The sequence below is a fragment of the Hyphobacterium sp. genome, from assembly GCF_043584775.1.
Lineage (GTDB): Bacteria > Pseudomonadota > Alphaproteobacteria > Caulobacterales > Maricaulaceae > Hyphobacterium.
Genome location: NZ_CP121327.1, coordinates 1478704 through 1495924, shown reverse-complemented (window position 1 = coordinate 1495924; position 17221 = coordinate 1478704). Strand labels below are relative to the sequence as shown.

At 60.6% G+C, this 17221-nt stretch carries 18 protein-coding genes; 15 read left to right on the top strand and 3 right to left on the bottom strand.

The window, feature by feature from the left end:
* The first annotated feature begins 69 nt into the window (after positions 1–69).
* Complete coding sequence (locus P0D52_RS07375; RefSeq protein ID WP_394692026.1) at positions 70–3654, top strand: AsmA-like C-terminal region-containing protein; 3585 nt, start codon at positions 70–72, stop codon at positions 3652–3654.
* Here P0D52_RS07375 and tyrS read toward each other — a convergent pair.
* Positions 3605–4855, bottom strand: coding sequence for a tyrosine--tRNA ligase (gene tyrS, locus P0D52_RS07370; RefSeq protein ID WP_394692025.1), 1251 nt, complete (start codon positions 4853–4855; stop codon positions 3605–3607). The two genes, P0D52_RS07375 and tyrS, sit on opposite strands and share 50 nt — an antisense overlap.
* 68 nt (positions 4856–4923) lie before the next feature.
* Here tyrS and P0D52_RS07365 point away from each other — a divergent pair, with 68 nt between their 5' ends.
* Positions 4924–6030, top strand: coding sequence for an anhydro-N-acetylmuramic acid kinase (locus P0D52_RS07365; protein ID WP_394692024.1), 1107 nt, complete (start codon positions 4924–4926; stop codon positions 6028–6030).
* Here the strand turns inward: P0D52_RS07365 and P0D52_RS07360 are convergent.
* Positions 6027–6704: an alpha/beta hydrolase gene (locus P0D52_RS07360; RefSeq protein ID WP_394692023.1), complete on the bottom strand. Its 678-nt coding sequence runs from the start codon at positions 6702–6704 to the stop codon at positions 6027–6029. The two genes, P0D52_RS07365 and P0D52_RS07360, sit on opposite strands and share 4 nt — an antisense overlap.
* 212 nt (positions 6705–6916) lie before the next feature.
* Between P0D52_RS07360 and P0D52_RS07355 the strand changes: the two genes are divergently transcribed.
* From P0D52_RS07355 to P0D52_RS07295, 13 genes are all read left to right on the top strand, one after another.
* Positions 6917–7381 carry an Rrf2 family transcriptional regulator gene (locus tag P0D52_RS07355; protein ID WP_394692022.1) on the top strand — a complete coding sequence of 155 codons (465 nt, stop codon included), beginning with the start codon at positions 6917–6919 and terminating at the stop codon, positions 7379–7381.
* A 20-nt stretch (positions 7382–7401) separates the two neighbouring features.
* Entirely contained in the window at positions 7402–8544 is a 1143-nt protein-coding gene (locus P0D52_RS07350) for a cysteine desulfurase family protein (RefSeq protein WP_394692021.1), read from the top strand.
* Between the two features lie 13 nt (positions 8545–8557).
* On the top strand, positions 8558–10060 hold the full coding sequence (gene sufB, locus P0D52_RS07345; RefSeq protein ID WP_394692020.1) for a Fe-S cluster assembly protein SufB: 1503 nt from the start codon (positions 8558–8560) through the stop codon (positions 10058–10060).
* Positions 10057–10281 carry a hypothetical protein gene (locus P0D52_RS07340; RefSeq protein ID WP_394692019.1) on the top strand — a complete coding sequence of 75 codons (225 nt, stop codon included), beginning with the start codon at positions 10057–10059 and terminating at the stop codon, positions 10279–10281. Before sufB ends, P0D52_RS07340 begins: the two co-directional genes overlap by 4 nt.
* A 169-nt stretch (positions 10282–10450) precedes the next feature.
* A complete protein-coding gene (locus P0D52_RS07335; RefSeq protein ID WP_394692018.1) occupies positions 10451–11131 on the top strand; it encodes a hypothetical protein in 681 nt (226 codons plus the stop codon).
* Positions 11128–11583: a RidA family protein gene (locus P0D52_RS07330; RefSeq protein WP_394692017.1), complete on the top strand. Its 456-nt coding sequence runs from the start codon at positions 11128–11130 to the stop codon at positions 11581–11583. The genes P0D52_RS07335 and P0D52_RS07330 overlap by 4 nt, the downstream gene beginning before the upstream one ends.
* Entirely contained in the window at positions 11580–11849 is a 270-nt protein-coding gene (locus P0D52_RS07325) for a cytoplasmic protein (protein ID WP_394692016.1), read from the top strand. The genes P0D52_RS07330 and P0D52_RS07325 overlap by 4 nt, the downstream gene beginning before the upstream one ends.
* A gap of 41 nt (positions 11850–11890) precedes the next feature.
* Positions 11891–12640: a Fe-S cluster assembly ATPase SufC gene (sufC, locus tag P0D52_RS07320; protein ID WP_394692015.1), complete on the top strand. Its 750-nt coding sequence runs from the start codon at positions 11891–11893 to the stop codon at positions 12638–12640.
* Positions 12640–13749: a SufB/SufD family protein gene (locus P0D52_RS07315; RefSeq protein ID WP_394692014.1), complete on the top strand. Its 1110-nt coding sequence runs from the start codon at positions 12640–12642 to the stop codon at positions 13747–13749. Before sufC ends, P0D52_RS07315 begins: the two co-directional genes overlap by 1 nt.
* The gene (locus tag P0D52_RS07310) at positions 13746–14984 is read left to right on the top strand and encodes a cysteine desulfurase (protein ID WP_394692013.1); all 1239 of its coding nucleotides are present in this window, start codon (positions 13746–13748) and stop codon (positions 14982–14984) included. Before P0D52_RS07315 ends, P0D52_RS07310 begins: the two co-directional genes overlap by 4 nt.
* Positions 14985–15410 (top strand): SUF system Fe-S cluster assembly protein, encoded by a 426-nt coding sequence (locus P0D52_RS07305; protein ID WP_394692012.1) that lies wholly within the window; start codon positions 14985–14987, stop codon positions 15408–15410.
* Between the two features lie 11 nt (positions 15411–15421).
* On the top strand, positions 15422–15775 hold the full coding sequence (locus P0D52_RS07300) for a HesB/IscA family protein (RefSeq protein ID WP_394692011.1): 354 nt from the start codon (positions 15422–15424) through the stop codon (positions 15773–15775).
* A 112-nt stretch (positions 15776–15887) separates the two neighbouring features.
* On the top strand, positions 15888–16493 hold the full coding sequence (locus tag P0D52_RS07295) for a glutathione S-transferase N-terminal domain-containing protein (protein ID WP_394692010.1): 606 nt from the start codon (positions 15888–15890) through the stop codon (positions 16491–16493).
* Here the strand turns inward: P0D52_RS07295 and P0D52_RS07290 are convergent.
* Positions 16463–17191 (bottom strand): TMEM175 family protein, encoded by a 729-nt coding sequence (locus P0D52_RS07290; protein WP_394692009.1) that lies wholly within the window; start codon positions 17189–17191, stop codon positions 16463–16465. The two genes, P0D52_RS07295 and P0D52_RS07290, sit on opposite strands and share 31 nt — an antisense overlap.
* Between the last annotated feature and the right edge of the window lie 30 nt (positions 17192–17221).

Sequence of the window (17221 nt, the reverse complement as noted above, 5' to 3'; positions counted from 1 at the left end):
TGCCCGCCGCACTGTCATACAAGATTTGGAGCCGACGACAGCCCCGCTGACTGCACGAGATGTGTCCTTATGATCAGGCGTTCCTTCCGGTTCCTTGTCATTTACGCGCTGGAAGCGATTGCCGTTCTGTTTGCGCTGACACTGTTTGCCGGCGGAGCGCTGATCTGGCGCTTGTCGCAAGGCCCGATGGAACTCGATTTCCTGTTGGCGGATGCACAATCCCGTCTGGCCGAGGCCTTCGAGGGCGATCTGGTCTCCCTGACGTCACTGGAAGCACGTTTCGATACCGATTCCGGGCTGTTGATCATTGCCGCCCGTGATGTGACCGTCGCGGAGACCGGCGGCAACCTGATCACCCGCGCGCCCCTGATCGAGGCCGGTTTCGGGCTAGATGCCTTGCTCACGGGCCAGATTGCGCCATCCAGCGTCACGATCGACGGCGGGGCGGTGTCCATCGTGCGCCGGGAAGATGGCGCGGTCGGGGCCGGCCTGGGATCCCCCGCGCGGGTCGCGGAAGCGGCACGGCCGGCGGGCAGTGACCGGAATGTCGATGCCGTCCTCGAACTTCTCCGCAATCCTGATGACAATGCGCTGCTCGGACGCCTGACTCGCGTGTCCATCCACTCGGCCTCTGTCCGGGTTGTCGATGAGGTCAATGAACTCGACTGGTATATCGATCAGGCCGAATTGCGGCTCGATCGCGACACCACACGGCTGCAGGCCGAGTTGTCGGGCCGGTTTGCCACGACGGCCGGTTTTGCGCCCGTTGCCATGCGTCTTGAAGCGGGCGCCGATCTCAACACTTTCCTGTTTGAAGCCCGGGCGGAAAACCTGTCTCCGCGCGCCATCGCGCCGCTATCCGGTCCTTTTGCAAGGGCGGGGGATATCAATGCGCCGATCTCCATCGAAATGTTCGCCAGCGCATCGCGCAGCGAGGGTGTACGCGCCGCAAGCCTGAACCTGAATGTCGGCGCAGGGCAGTTGGGGCGGGGGACTTCGGCGCAGGCCATTCGCGGGCTGATCGCCAATATCGAATACGAACCGATCGATGGCGCCATCCGGATTAATGAGCTCAACATTGACGCCGACCGTCTGACGACACGGATCACCGGGCGCATTTTTGACATGCGCGAGTTTGACGATGCCTTCCCCCGGCGCTGGAATTACGATCTGAGCATTGGCGCCGGGCAGCTGGATCTGGGCGGTGTTTTTGAAGCCCCACCCGAATGGGGCGGCATTGAACTCGCGGGGCAGATGAATGCCCGCAATCTCGAAATCGGCTTTGATCGACTGGATGCCGAGATCGGACCCATCACGGCGCGGCTGACGGGCCTGGCCCGCTTGCGTCAGGTCGAGGACGGTCGTTGGCTGCCCGATATCCAGCTGACAGGTCCCGTCGAGGGTGATGTGCCGCCGGATCTGGTCTTGCGCTACTGGCCGGTCGAACTCGCCGATGGAGCGCGCCGCTGGATTGAAGCGTCAATTATATCCGCGCGGATTTTTGACGCGCATCTGGAACTGGACCTGAACGCCGAAGCGCTTGTCGAAAAGCGCCTCGCGAATGAACGGATGACACTGACGTTCGCCTACGAGGATGCGGCTTTCCGCTATATCTCGACGATGACGCCGATGACGCGGGCCAACGGGCGAGCCACGCTGTTCGGCAATGCCTTTACCGCGATCCTGGATCGCGGCTTTATCGGCGAGACGCCGGTCCGAAATGGCTATGTGGACATTCCCTATCTCAATCCGCGCGGCGCGCTGGCCACGTTTGGCGGCGAGGCGACCGCACAGGCACAGGCCGTGCTCGCCCTGATCGACGAGCCGCCGCTGAATCTGGTGTCGAGCTACGGGCTCGATCCGCAATCCATTACCGGTCAGGGCGATGTCCGTTTCGAAATCCAGCGCCCCATGCTGGAAGATGTTCCTGTAGAAGATGTCGGTTTTGATATCCGCGCCGATTTTACCGGCGTTTCGATGGATACCGGCCTTCGCGATCTCGTCCTGTCCAACGGGGATGTGCGGGTCACCGCCACCCCGCAAGCGCTCGAGATTGCAGGAACGGCTGAACTGGCCGGGTCCGAAGCCCGCATCCGCTGGGTCGAAAGCCTGGGCCTGCCGGATGGCGAAGCCTCGACTGCTCTGGAGATGGAGACGCGCCTCGATCCGGTGACGCTCGATCGTCTGGGCATTCCGCTGCGGCGCTATCTCGACGGCGACATTGATGTCCGCCTCCAGACATTGGGCGAGGCGTTTGCCTTTGACACGGTGACGCTGGCCGCTGATTTGCGCGACGCCCGCGTCGAATGGCCCGGCGGATTATTCATCAAGCCGGACGGCGAGCCAGCGCTGGCGGAAGCCGAATTACGCTTTGACGACTCCGGTGAGGTGAATGTCGAGCGCTTCCTGATGGAGGCAGAGGGTTTATCGGCGGCGGCCTCGGCACAATTTGGAAGCGATGGGCGCCTGCTGGCGGCGGATGTCTCGCGCCTCTTTCTGGACGGGTTTATTGATGCCGCGGGCAGTGCCTCCCGCCCGCAAGGCCCGGACGGTCCGCTGGCCTTTACCCTGAACGGCCCGTTTTTCAACGCGACGGATTTATTGCCCGGCCTGACGGATTTCTCTGGAGCCGGCGGGGCACCACCGCCATTGGGCCTGTCAGTGGCCTTTGATGCGGTGCAGGTCACAGACGCGACGCGCTACAGCGATGTCACGCTGGACTGGCAGTCCGACGAAATAGACGGCGAAGCGCTGACCGTAAGAGCCAATACACCGGCCGGGGAATTCGTGCTGGATTTGACCTCCGAAATTGGCGGACGGCGGGAAATCGCCCTCAACACGGCCGATTTTGGCGAATTCCTGCGTCTGCTGGACCTTTACGACAATGTATCCGGGGGCTCGCTCAGCGTGACCGGTTCCACACCGCCACCGGGACAGGAAGGGCGCACCGAGTTTCGCATTGAATCCGACACTTTCAATCTGATCCGAATGCCGGTTCTGGCCCGGATTCTGGCCGCGGGCTCACTGCCCGGGCTGGCCGCGCTGTTAAGCGGGGATGAGGGCATCTCCTTTGATGTCCTGCAGGCGGACATCGTCATTGAAGACGGCAATATCAACATCACCGAAGCGCGCGCCAATGGTCCCTCACTGGGGATCACCACCGAAGGCACGATCAACATGGCCGAGGACCGCCTCGCCCTGGATGGCGTGCTGGCCCCGTCTTATGGTCTGAATTCGTTTGTCGGCAATTTGCCTCTGGTCGGCGAAGCGCTGGTCTCGCGTCCGGGCGAGGGCGTGATCGGTATCACCTTCTCGGCGGAAGGTCCCTTCGACCAGCCCACCGTCATCGCCAATCCGCTCTCGGCATTGGCGCCCGGTCTTCTAAGGCGATTGTTTGAAGGCTCGGCCGCAGACCGGGAAAGGGCGCGGCAGGCGGCAGATGACGAAAACCGGAATGCCGCCCCGGCTGAAACCGTGCCTGAAACCACGCCGGATGCAGAAACCATTATTCAGCCGGACAATGGGGACGAAGAGCCGGAAATGACGCCGGAACCTCAGATCGATCCCGCCGATGACGTGGTAGAAGACGGGCCCGACAACAAGATCAAGCTGGCTTGCCGAGCGCGTGGCGCTTCTTGCCGGCCGAGATCTTGATCGCCCCGTCTTGCAGGTCAGCCTCGGCAACGGTGGCTTGAGGATCGCTCACGACCTCGCCATTCACGCGAACGCCGCCGCCCTTGACCAGACGTTTGGCTTCGCCATTGGACTCGGCAAATCCCGCACCGGTCAAAAGCGCCAGAACCGGATATCCAGCGGCGAGTTCGCCCGACGGAATATCAAATGACGGCAGGGCGCCCCCGCTGCCGCCCGCTGCAAAGGTGGCCCGCGCCGTGTCTTCGGCCTCTTTCGCGGCTTGCGCGCCATGCAGCATCGCGGTGGCTTCATTGGCGAGGCGCACCTTGACCTGATTGAGTTCAGCGCCTTCGGCCTTTTCCAGCTCGGCGATTTCGTCCAGCGGTATATCGGTGAAGAGGCGCAGGAAGCGGCCGACATCGGCATCTTCCGTGTTGCGCCAGAACTGCCAGTACTCATACGGGCTCAGCCGGTCCTCATTCAGCCAGACGGCCCCGGACTCGCTCTTGCCCATCTTTGCGCCAGACGCAGTCGTGATCAGCGGTGTGGTAAAGCCGAAGACCGGTTTCTGATCGATGCGGCGGCAGAGCTCGACGCCATTGATGATATTGCCCCACTGGTCCCCACCGCCCAGCTGCAGCGTGCAGTTATAGCGGCGTGACAATTCGAGGAAATCGACCGCCTGCAGGAGCATGTAGTTGAACTCGAGGAAGGTGAGGGGCTGTTCGCGCTCCAGCCGCAATTTCACGGATTCAAACGTCATCATGCGGTTAATGGTGAAATGCGGACCGTATTCGCGCAGGAATTCCAGATAGCCGAATTTCGACAGCCATTCGTCATTGTCGACCACAATCGCATCGGTCGGCCCGTCGCCAATGGTCAGCAGCTTGCTGAAGGCCTTGAGAATGCCGACCTTGTTCGCGGCGATGTCGGCATCCGTCTGCATCTTGCGCGACTGGTCCTTGCCCGACGGATCGCCGATCTTGGTCGTGCCGGTGCCCACCAGAATGATCGGCTTGTGCCCCGCCTGCTGCAAGCGGCGCAGCATCATGATCTGCACCAGCGAGCCGACATGCAGGGAATCAGCCGTGATATCAAAGCCGATATAGCCGGTGACCTTCTGGCTGGCGGCGGCGTCATCCAGCCCCTCAATGTCAGTGGCCTGATTGAGATATCCGCGGGAGACCAGCGTTTTGATAAGATCGGACTTGTATTCGGTCATGGCTTCGGCCTGATTAGGGGTTGGCCGCGTCTTTTAGCGGCGCTTTATCGAACCCGGAAGGGGGCAGCATGTATCGCGTAATCGGATTGATGAGTGGCACGTCTCTGGACGGCGTTGATGCAGCGCTGATCGAAACCGATGGCGGCATGTGGATAACGCCGGTTGCAGGGGCCGAACAGCCTTACGCCAAGCCAGAGCGCGCGCGTCTGCAGGCCGCGGTCGATGCCGCCCTGAAATGGAAATTCGAAGGCCCGGAGCCGGCCGAATTCGCCGACGCGGAAATTGCCCTGACGGAGGCGCATGCGCGTGCTGTGGAAAGTGTGCTCGCGGCGGCCGGGCTGACGGTAGCGGATATCGATCTGATCGGCTTTCATGGCCAGACCGTCCTGCACCGCGCACCAAGCGCGGGGCGCAAGGGGGCGACCCGCCAGATCGGCGATGGCGAGGCACTGGCCCGCCGGTTGGGGATCGATGTCGTCTATGATTTGCGCAGCGCCGATGTCGCCGCCGGTGGCCACGGCGCGCCTCTGGCCACGCTCTACCACGATGCCCTGTTCAAACGCGACAAGCTGGAGGGACCGGTCGCGGTCCTCAATCTGGGCGGTGTCGCCAATGTGTCCTGGCTGGGTGAGGGCGATCCCGTCGCCTTTGATACCGGCCCGGCCAGCGGCCTGCTGGATGCCTGGTGTGAGGAGACAATCGATCAGTCCTTCGACCAGAATGGCGAACTGGCGGCCAAAGGCGAGGTTGATGACGACGCGCTCGCACGCCTGATGGCGCATCCCTATTTTGCGCTGACCCCGCCCAAATCGCTGGATCGCTGGGATTTCTCGCTGGATCCGGTCCGCGGCCTGTCGCCCGAAGACGGAGCCGCCACGCTGACGGCATTCACGGCGCAGACAGTGGCCGACGCGATTTCCCGCATGGGAGCGCCACAACGTATTCTGGCGTCCGGAGGGGGCCGCAAGAATCCGGTCATGGTGGCCGCGATTGCCGAGCGGTTGGGCCATGCGGTCGAGCCGGGCGAAGCGGTCAACTGGAATGGCGATCTGATGGAAGCGCAGGCCTTCGCTTGGCTGGCTGTCCGCTCGCTGAAGAAATTGCCACTCAGCCTGCCCTCGACGACGGGTGTCCCGCAGCCGATGACAGGCGGCCGTCTGGCAGAAGCGCCCTAGCGGCGCGGACGGACGGCTTTGCGTTCTTCAAAAACGATCGGCAGTCGGCGGTCGAGATAGGCTTCGATCCGCTGTTCCAGCTCTTCAAGATGGTTGGCGAACATGTGGCCGGCGCCCGGCACTTCCTCGCGTTCGATCACAATGCCCTTCTGGACCCGGACCTTGCTCATCATGCGTTCCATATCGTCATAGGGCACGATCTTGTCGTCCGAGCCGTGAATGATGATGCCGGAGGCGGGGCAGGGGGCCAGGAAGTTGAAATCATACATGTTGGTGGGCGGTGCCACCGAGATGAAACCGCCGACTTCCGGGCGGCGCATCAAGAGCTGCATGCCGACCCAGGCGCCGAAGGAATGACCGGCCACCCAGGAAAACGGTGCATTGCTGTTATAGGCCTGCACCCAGTCGAGCACGGTGGCGGCATCGGACAATTCGCCCAGACCCTGATCATAGCTGCCCTGGCTGCGTCCAACGCCCCGGAAATTGAACCGCAGCGTCGCAAAGCCGCGCTTGCGGAAGATGTCATACATCATCACCGAGGTATGGTTTTCCATATTGCCACCGCCCAGCGGGTGGGCATGGCAAATCAGGGCGATGGGCGCATTGCTTTCCTCACCCGGTGCATAGCGGCCTTCCAGGCGCCCTTCCGGGCCGGGGATGATGACGTCAGGCATGGCGATATCGCCTTTCTTTTTCAATTCCCATGTTGCCAATGCGGTTTATCAACTGCAATCGGCAAATAACTTCATGTTTGCGGGCGAAGAAAAGTTGACTAAAACACTCGGAGATCTACGTCCCACTGCGTTATGGTCCAGCCGCCCTGGCTAAGATGGCGCGTGATAACACAAGCCACCTTGTAAATGCGAGGGTTTTGGGGAGTGAAGACATGAAGTTAAGCACTAAAGGCCGTTATGCGGTCATGGCAATGGCAGATCTGGCCCGCAAATCCGTGCGGGGACCGGTGACGCTGGCCGACATCGCCTCGCGCCAATCCATCTCGCTATCCTACCTCGAACAATTGTTTGCCCGGCTGCGCAAAGCGGAGCTGGTCGAATCGGTTCGCGGACCCGGCGGTGGGTATTCCTTGTCCCGGCCTGCCGAAGAGATCCGCGTTTTCGATATCATGTCGGCCGTGGATGAAAGCGTGGACATCACGCGCTGCGAAGGTGAGGCCAAGGGCTGTATGGATGACGGCCGCCGCTGTATCACCCATGATCTGTGGGATGAGTTGAGTCGTCACATCTACCTGTTTCTCGGCTCCATTACGTTGGAAGACGTGATTGCCGGGCGGGTGATGGGCTCCGCTCGTGGCGCGAATGATCATGCGGCAGAGGCAATCGCCGCCGAATAAGCGAGGACAGAACGCGGAAAATGGCAGTCTATCTCGATCATAATGCGACAACGCCGGTGCGCCCCGAGGCGCGTCAGGCTCTGCTCGACGCTATGGATCGGGGAGGGAATGCATCCGCTGTCCACACCGCCGGACGCGGCGCGCGCGCCATTCTCGAGCACGCGCGCCTGTCGATTGCGAAATCGGTCTGCGCCCAGCCCAATGATATCATCTTCACCGCCGGCGGCACCGAAGCCGACAATCTGGCGATTGAAGGCGCGGTTCGCGGCGGTGGGGTGACCCGCATCATTCACACGGTGAGTGAGCACGAGGCCGTGGCCCGGTATTCGGAATCGACCGGCTTGCCGGTAGAGCTCATGCCGATCCGGCGCGATGGCATTGCCGACCTGGACTGGTTGAAGGCGCGCCTGGCAGAGCTGGGCGATAAGGAAACCGTTCTGGTCTGCCTGCATGCCGCGAATAACGAGACCGGTGTGATCCAGCCCTATGCCGAAGCCGGACAGATGATCCGCGAAGCGGGCGGCCTCTTTCACATTGATGCCGTTCAGGCGCTGGGCAAAATCCCGTTCGATTTTGCGGCTTCCGGTGCCCATTACGCCGCGGTGTCTGCCCACAAGGTCGGCGGACCGCAGGGGGTGGGGGCTTTAATCCTTGCCTGCGATGCCCCATTTGATGTTCCCAAGCGCGGTGGCGGTCAGGAAAAGGGCCGCCGTTCCGGCACGGAAAACGTGCCGGGGGCCTATGCCTTCGCCAAGGCGCTGGAAGCCTGTCTGGCCGATGCGGACAAATGGAAGCAGATCGAAATCTGGCGCGACCAGCTTGAATCAGAATTGCAGGAAATGGATCCAAATATCTGTTTTCTTGGCAAAAGCGCGCCACGTACGCCGAACACTTCGGCCATCTGTCTGCCGGGCTGGGAAGGCGGTATGCAGGTGATTGCGCTGGATCTGTCCGGCATCTGCGTCAGTTCCGGTTCGGCCTGTTCGTCGGGCAAGACGGGCGTGTCGAGAACCTGGGCCTCGATGATGTGCGAGAAGACGGCTGGCTGCACGATCCGGGTCAGCCTGGGCTGGAATTCGACCGAAGCTGATGTGGAGGCCTTTTTGAAGGTCTGGTCAGCGGAATTTGCGCGGGTCAAACCGCGTCTCAAGGAAATCGCTTAAGCGAAAGAAAATCATGGTAGCGGTCAAGGAAACCATCGCAGACGTCAAACGTCTGGAAGCGGACAAGTACAAGTACGGCTTCACCACAGAGGTGGAGCAGGAACGTGCGCCGAAAGGCCTGTCCGAAGAGACGATCCGCTATATCTCGGCCAAGAAGGACGAGCCGCAATGGATGCTCGACTGGCGGCTGGAGGCCTATAAGCGCTGGCTGGAAATGCGCGAGCCGGACTGGGCCAAGGTCAATTATCCGAAGATCGATTATCAGGACATCTATTACTACGCCGAGCCATCATCCGGCGCGAAATACGAATCCATCGACGATGTGCCGCCGGAGATTCTCGCGGACTTTGAACGTCTCGGTATTCCACTGCGCGAGCAGGAAGTCCTGCTCGGCGTTGCCGGCGCTGCTGAAACCGCCGCTGAAGCGCGTGAGAAGCCGCGCGTGGCCGTCGATGCCGTGTTTGACAGCGTCTCGGTGGCAACGACCTTCAAGGCCGAGCTCGCCAAGGCGGGCGTCATCTTCATGTCGATCTCCGAAGCCATTCGCGAGCATCCGGAACTGGTGAAGAAATACCTCGCCTCGGTCGTGCCGACATCGGACAATTATTTTGCGACGCTCAATTGCGCGGTCTTCTCCGACGGGACGTTTGTCTATGTGCCCAAGGGCGTACGCTGCCCGATGGAGCTCTCCACCTATTTCCGCATGAATGCGGAAGGCACCGGCCAGTTCGAACGCACGCTGATCATCGCGGAAGAGGGCTCTTACGTCTCCTATCTGGAAGGCTGCACTGCGCCGATGCGCGATGAAAACCAGCTGCACGCCGCCGTGGTCGAACTCGTCGCGATGGATGATGCTGAGATCAAATACTCAACCGTCCAGAACTGGTGGCCGGGCGATGAAAACGGCAAGGGCGGAGTCTATAACTTTGTCACCAAGCGCGCCGATTGCCGGGGGAAGAATTCCAAGGTGTCCTGGACACAGGTCGAGACCGGCTCCGCCATCACCTGGAAATACCCGTCCTGCATTCTGCGCGGGGACAATTCGGTCGGTGAGTTCTACTCGGTCGCTGTTACCAATGGCGCGCAGCAGGCTGATACTGGCACGAAGATGATCCATCTGGGCAAGAACACACGCTCACGCATCATCTCGAAAGGGATTTCGGCGGGGCGCTCGGACAATACCTATCGCGGCCTCGTTTCCATCCATGCGAAGGCCGAAGGCGCGCGCAATTTCACCCAGTGTGACAGTCTGCTGATCGGTGATCAGTGCGGCGCGCACACCGTGCCCTATATCGAATGCAAGACGCCCAAGGCGACGCTGGAGCATGAGGCGACCACCTCCAAGCTCGCCGAGGACCAGCTCTTCTATGCGCGCCAGCGCGGTCTGGACGAGGAAACCGCCACGGCGCTTCTGGTGAACGGCTTTGTACGAGAAGTGCTGCAGGAACTCCCGATGGAATTTGCCGTCGAAGCCCAGCAACTCCTGAAAGTCTCACTCGAAGGGAGTGTGGGGTGATCAAGGTGCTCACCAATTATTTTCTTGTAACGGCGGCTTCGTTGCTGGCTGCTGGTCTGGGCGTCTATTTGGCGGTTGGCAGAGAACAGTTTTGGACAGGAATGGTATGGTCGCTTCTATTTTTCCCCTTGCTTTGCTTGCTGATGTTTTCCGGTGATTTTTGGCGCGCCGTAAGAAATTCAAAGAATGTGCAGGACGACAAGAATCGGAGCGTGAGGTGATCGATTCCCTGAACATAAACAACCCGGGTCCTTCGGGCTCGCCTGCCCTCGACACCGATCGGGGGACCCGAGGGTCCATCATTCATGATCGATGGATGCCCGGCTTCCCCGATCAAGGTCGAGGACAGGCAAGCCCGGGCACCCCGGTTATTAGAGTGGGAGGCCCGTCATGATCGAACTCGTACTCGCCGCTGCGCTGATGGCGCAGGATAGTGTCATCGTCGCCACTCAACGCATTTCTCGCGATGAATTGGAAGCATTGCGGCCTGATTTCACGAACGGTTTGCCGCTTTGCGATCAGCTGGAAGCCGATCAGACTCACCAGGATTGCGCGCTGCTGACCGAGGGCTATGGGTTCATCCTCACCTTCGAATTCTCGCCGCTGGATGACCGCCGCGAGATGATTGATGCCACGGTCCGGCATGCCGATGGCCCGCTGGCGCAGACGATGAGCTATGCCACGGAAAGCTTTTTCTATCCCAGCCTGAACGATCTCAATGGCGACGGAATGGAAGAATTGCTTGTGCCGCTCGAAACCGGCAACATCAACACGACTTACAGCCTCGCCGTCGGAACCGAATACGGCTTCGAATGGACGTCGTATGAACTGAATGGCTACGGCATCGACCCGGTCGGCGATGGGGTGTTCATGGCTGCGGCCCGCGACAGCGCGATCTCGCGCTATATCGAATTCTACCGCCTCGACGGGCTCGAACTGGATAATATCGCGACCGTCTTTCTGACCTATGAGACCGTCGAGGATGTCGACGAAGGTCCGGATTGTTCCCTGGTCGATGGCGGTGAAGCCGAGGGCGAGGCCTATTATTGCGGCCTGGCATTGAACCCATGAAACAGCTGATCCTGTCCTCCCTCCTGGCCGTATCGGCCATGGCCTGTGCCCACGCACAGGACGGCATCGAGACCTACCGCGTTGAAGGTCTGCCGGATTGGGCGCCGTTCAGCTCGGCCGTGCGGGCAGGGGATACGCTGCATGTCTCTGGTCATCTCGGCCGCCTGCCGGGCACAACCACGATCATCGAGGGCGGAGCCGGGCCGGAAACTACGCAGACCATGGCCAATATCGAAACCTCGCTGGCGCTGGCCGGAGCGGACCTCTCCGATCTGGTCTCCTGCACGGTCTATCTGACCGATATGGCGGATTATCCGGCCATGAATGAAGCCTATGCGGCGGCCCTGAACGGCCACCAACCGGCCCGCGTGACGGCCGGCGTGAATGAATTGGCACTGGGGGCTCGGGTGGAAATCGCCTGTATCGCCTATCTGCCGGAGGCCGGCGAATGACTGAATCCAGCACAGACGTCGAACTCGCGCACAAACGCAGCATTTATCACCGCGCCGAAATTGAGCGCAGTCAACACTGTGGCTGCTTTTCTTGCCTGGCTGTATTCGAGCCCTCGGAGATAGCGGAATGGACAGACGAAGAAACAACAGCGCTATGTCCAAAATGCGGAATCGACGCGGTCATTGGAGACGCTTCGGGCTTTCCAGCCGTCGATAAAGTATTCCTGACAGGAATGAACAAGCGGTGGTTCGGCGGTAGTAAATGAAAAAATTCAGTCACGCCAATCGAATAGTTGGGTAATCAGTAATGCTTGAAATCAAGAACCTCCACGCCTCTGTGGGCGATGACAAACCGATCCTGAAAGGTCTGGACCTGTCCGTGCCGGCAGGAGAGGTACACGCCATTATGGGCCCGAACGGCTCGGGCAAGTCGACCCTGTCCTATGTGCTGACGGGCCGCGATGGCTATGAGGTCACGGACGGTACGATCATTTATGATGGCGAGGATGTCGCCGAGCTGGCGCCGGAAGAGCGCGCCGCCAGAGGCCTCTTCCTGTCCTTCCAGTATCCGGTGGAAATCCCCGGCGTGCCGACGCTGACCTTCATGAAGGAATCGCTGAATGCCCAGCGGCGCGCGCGTGGCGAAGATGAAATGTCCGCACCCGATTTCATGAAGCATGTCCGGGAAAAGGCAAAGCTTCTGAATATTTCCGGCGATATGTTAAAGCGTCCTGTGAATGTGGGGTTTTCCGGTGGTGAGAAAAAACGCCTCGAAATCCTGCAGGCGGCGGTTCTCGAGCCGCGTTTCCTGATTCTCGATGAAACCGACAGCGGGCTCGATATCGACGCGCTGAAAGTCGTTTCCGATGGCGTCAATGCGCTGCGCTCTCCGGAGCGCGGCATGCTGGTCATTACCCACTATCAGCGCCTGCTCGATCATATTGCGCCCGACAAGGTGCATGTGATGAGCGCGGGCAGGATCGTGGCCTCCGGTGGTCCGGAACTGGCAAAAGAACTCGAAGCCGAAGGCTATGACAAATATGTGAGGGCTGCCTGATGGCCGTACTGGAACCGACCAACACGCTCGATCAGGTCCTGGCCCCGTTCAAGGGCGCAACCGGCTGGCGCGGCGAATTTGCCGAGCGCCTGAAAAAGGACGGTTTGCCGACAAAGCGCGATGAAGACTGGAAATGGTCGGATGTCGCGCGCGCGACCAAGGGCATTACCGGCTATGGCAAGGTCCAGTTCCGCTCTTCGGTCAATCCGGAATGGACGGAAGTGCGCCGCTCGGCCAGCCAGGATTTCTTCGCCAGCCTGCTGGCGTTTGCCGGTACGATGAATGTGACCTATTTCGAGCCCCGGAATCTCACCGTGCTCGATCTTGATTTCCGCGCCACACGCGGGGTGTCGCAGGCCGCCGCCACGATTATCGGCGCGGCGGGCAATAACATCCGCGTGCATGAGCACTATTCTTCCGAAGAACAGGCGTTCAGCTCTATCGGCGTGGATTATGTGGTCGGGCCGGGCGCGCGCGTGGAGCGCGTCATCCTGATCGATGAAGCGCCTAAATCCGTCCTGCTTCTCTCCAGTGGCGTGACGCTGCACGAGACCGGGGAATTCATCCAGACCGTCATCACCCAGGGCGGCAAGCTGGTTCGTCACGAAACCCAGCTGCATTCTGCTGGCAAGGGAGCAAAGGCGACGCTGAACGGCGCATATCTGGTCGGAAAGGGCGCTCATGCCGACCTGACGACCCGCGTGAAGATGCATGGTCCGGGCGGAGAATTGTCGCAGCTCACCAAGGGCATTGCCTATGGCGGGGGCCATGGCGTCTTCCAGGGCAAGATCCATGTTGATCAGGCCGCCCAGAAGACGGACGCGAAAATGACCCACAAGGGCATGATCATCGACGAGAAATCCGAGATCGATGCCAAGCCGGAGCTGGAAATCTACGCCGATGATGTCGAGTGCGCGCATGGCAATGCCATTGGCACGCTGGATGAAATGGCGCTCTTCTACATGCAGCAGCGCGGACTGCCGGAAGCCGATGCGCGCCGCTTGCTGGTGGAAAGCTTCCTCGATGAAGCGCTGGCAGAGATTTCCCATGAGAAAACGGCCGGAACGATCCGCGGCCTGATGTCGAAACGCTTGAAGGACTTGGTATGACGGCTCACACGCCCATAAAGGCACTCGATATCGCGGCCATCCGGTCGGAATTTCCGATCCTGAAGCGCGAGATCAATGGCAAGCCGCTGGTCTATCTGGACAATGCCGCCTCGGCGCAAAAACCCGAGGCCGTGATCGAGGCTGTGGCGGATGTCTATCGCCATTCCTACGCCAATGTGCATCGCGGCCTGCATACGCTCGCCAATGAGGCCACAGAGGCGTTCGAGGGCGCGCGCGGCAAGATTGCCGCCTTCCTCGGTGCAGACCGGGCAGAACAGATTGTGCTGACCCGTGGGGCCACCGAAGCGATCAATCTGGTCGCCTATGCGTTCGGGCAGACGCTGAGCGAGGGTGACGAGATCGTCCTCAGCCAGATGGAGCACCACTCCAACATCATTCCCTGGCAGCTGGCGGCAGAGCGCTGCGGCGCGGTCGTGAAATGGTGTCCGGTCACCGAGACCGGTGAGCTTGATTATGACGCGCTGGCAGGGCTGATGAGCGCGAAGACGAAGCTCGTCGCCATAGTCCACATGTCCAACGTGCTCGGCACGGCGAATAATGCCGAGCGAATCGTGCAGCTCGCGCACGACAATGGCGCGGCTGTCCTGCTCGATGGTTCCCAGTCCGCCGTGCATATGCCGGTGAATGTCACCGAGCTGGGCTGTGATTTCTTTGTCTTTACCGGGCACAAGCTGTATGGCCCGTCCGGTACGGGCGCACTTTATGCCGCTGGCGACTGGCTGGACCGTCTGCCACCCTGGCAGGGCGGTGGTGAAATGATCGCCGACGTCTATGAGGACCGCTCGACCTGGGCGGATGTACCCCACAAATTCGAGGCCGGAACACCGGCCATCGCCGATGTGATCGGCCTGGGCGCGGCGATCGACTGGGTCAGCCGTTTTGATCGCATCGCTGTGATGGAGCATGAGCGCGCCTTGCTCGACCGCGCCACACGCGGCGTCGCCGATATGGACGGCGTGAAACTCATCGGCACAGCGCAGGACAAGGGCGCCATCCTGTCATTCGCCATGGAGGGCGCGCACGCCCATGATCTGGCGCAATTGCTCGACAAGTATGGCGTTGCCGTTCGCGCCGGGCATCATTGCGCCCAGCCACTGATGCGCCGTTTCGGCGTGGACTCCACCGTGCGCGCCAGTTTCGCCATCTACAACACATCCGACGAAGTCGATGTCTTCCTCGAGGCATTGAAAAAAGCGAAAAGCTTCCTCATCTAGATGACTGATATGACCGACAATGCCCGCGATATGATTGACCTGTCTGCCAAGCCGGACGCCGAACCGGTGACGGAAGCGCCGTCCGCGCCGTCCGCACCGTCCAGCATTCCGGCTGAAGAATTGGAGCAGATTACGTCCGATGTTGTCGCGGCCATGAAAACCGTCTTCGACCCGGAAATCCCGGTCGACATTTACGAGCTGGGCCTGATCTACAAGGTGGATCTGGATGATGACCGCACCATGCACATCACCATGACGCTGACCGCACCGGGCTGCCCGGTGGCCGGTGAAATGCCGATGTGGGTGCATGATGCTGCGGCCCAGGTCGAGGGCGTCAACAAGGTCAAGGTCGACCTCGTCTTCGAACCGCCCTGGACACCCGATCGTATGACCGATGAAGCGCGTCTCGCGCTGAACATGCTGTAGGCAGGATATCCATGACCCAGAAACAGGCTCTCACCATTTCCGAAACTGCCGCCGAGCGCGTCAAGGAGATCATGGCCTCACGCGGGGCAGGGTATCTGCGCGTCGGCGTCAAGAAGGGCGGCTGTGCCGGCATGGAATATGTGATGGATTACATCACCGAACCGGAGCCTCTGGACGAAATTGTCGAGGACAAGGGCGTCACGATAGTGATCGATGCCACCTCGCTCCTGTTTCTCCTCGGATCGGAAATCCATTGGGATGTCACGCCGATTTCCTCGAAATTCGTCTTCCGCAATCCGAACGAGACCGATGCCTGCGGCTGCGGGGAAAGTGTCACCCTCGTACCCGCTCAACAGGCCTCCTGAGCGGCCCCTGCTTGAAAGCTGCGAAAAGACATTCGCCGAAAGGGCCGTTTCGAATTAAGTAGAAGCCTGCGCGCAGGTTGTCTGGGCCTTGCGCCAATTCGAGGGCTGTCCATTGAAACTTCTGATGACCGAAACCTCGCCCTATGCGAGAAAGTGCCGGATGCTGATCCGCGAACAGGGCCTGACGGCGCGGATCGAGGAAGTGGAAGCCTTGCCGCTGGATGATCCGGATGATTTGCTGTCCATCAATCCGCTCGGCAAGGTTCCGGCGTTGATCCGCGATGGCGCGACGGCCCTGATCGACAGCCCCCTGATCTGCGAATACATCGACAGCCTCAATGAAGACCGCTGGATCCCGAAATCCGGGACGTCACGTTGGCGGGTCTTGCGCTTTCAGGCAATTGCTGACGGCATTCTCGACCTCGCCGTCGGACGCCGCGTGGAAATGACCCGCCCGGAAGACAAAAGGTTCGAGTTCTGGATCGAGCGTCAGGAAAACGGTATTCGCCGCTCGCTCGACCTGCTGGAATCCGAGGCCGACAAGTTTGCGGGTGCCTTCGATCTGGGCGGTATGGCGATCGCGGTTGCGCTGGGTTATCTCGATTTCCGCTATCCGGAGAGCGAATGGCGGACCGGCCGTGATCGCTTGAGCGCATTCCATGAAAAATGGGCCGAGCGCCCGTCCTATCAGTCGACAGAGCCGCCGGCTTCGGCCTGAGCCGTATCCGCGCGCTTGCGGGCGCGCTGCGTCAGTATGGCCACCACCGGGCCGATCAGGAAATACACGCTGCCGCCCATCGGCGAGAACCGATCCGGCAGGAGCAGGGCGGTCATGGCCGCGAGACCCGAAATGGCCATAGCGGCCAGACCCTGATCGACCTCCAGCCGTGTCATGATGCGTTCGGCTGGACTGAGCTCCAGGTCATCCGCTCGCTTCAGCGCATGCGCGTAGAGCAGGGCAAAAACGCCAAAGACGGCGGCATATCCCATGGCATAGATCACGATAAACCATTGGACCTGATCGAGTGACAATACCGCGGCGATCTCGGGCGCGGACGAATAGAATCCGGTGAAGAAATTCACCAGGAAGAGTGCCAGGAACTTCAGCGGGTAGGCGAAGATCATGATCAGAAACAGCACGACGGCATTCAGGAGCACTGTCGGTCCATCGTCCAGCCCATAGCGCCGATGAAAGGCGTGGTGCTTGGACCAGATCAACAGGACGAGTGCAAAACACATCGCCACCGCGATCGCCTCCCGCCACAGGCTGACCAGGTTGTCGAAAGTGGTCGGAACCGATGACGCGACAATCAGGGTCAGCGACAAGGCGAAGACAATGTCGGAGAAATTCTCGACCCGCGTCACATCGCGGCCGCGCCAGACAAAATGTTTTTCGGAGGACGTGTGTTGGGTCAAAGAAAAAGCCCCGGCTGGTTACCGGGGCTC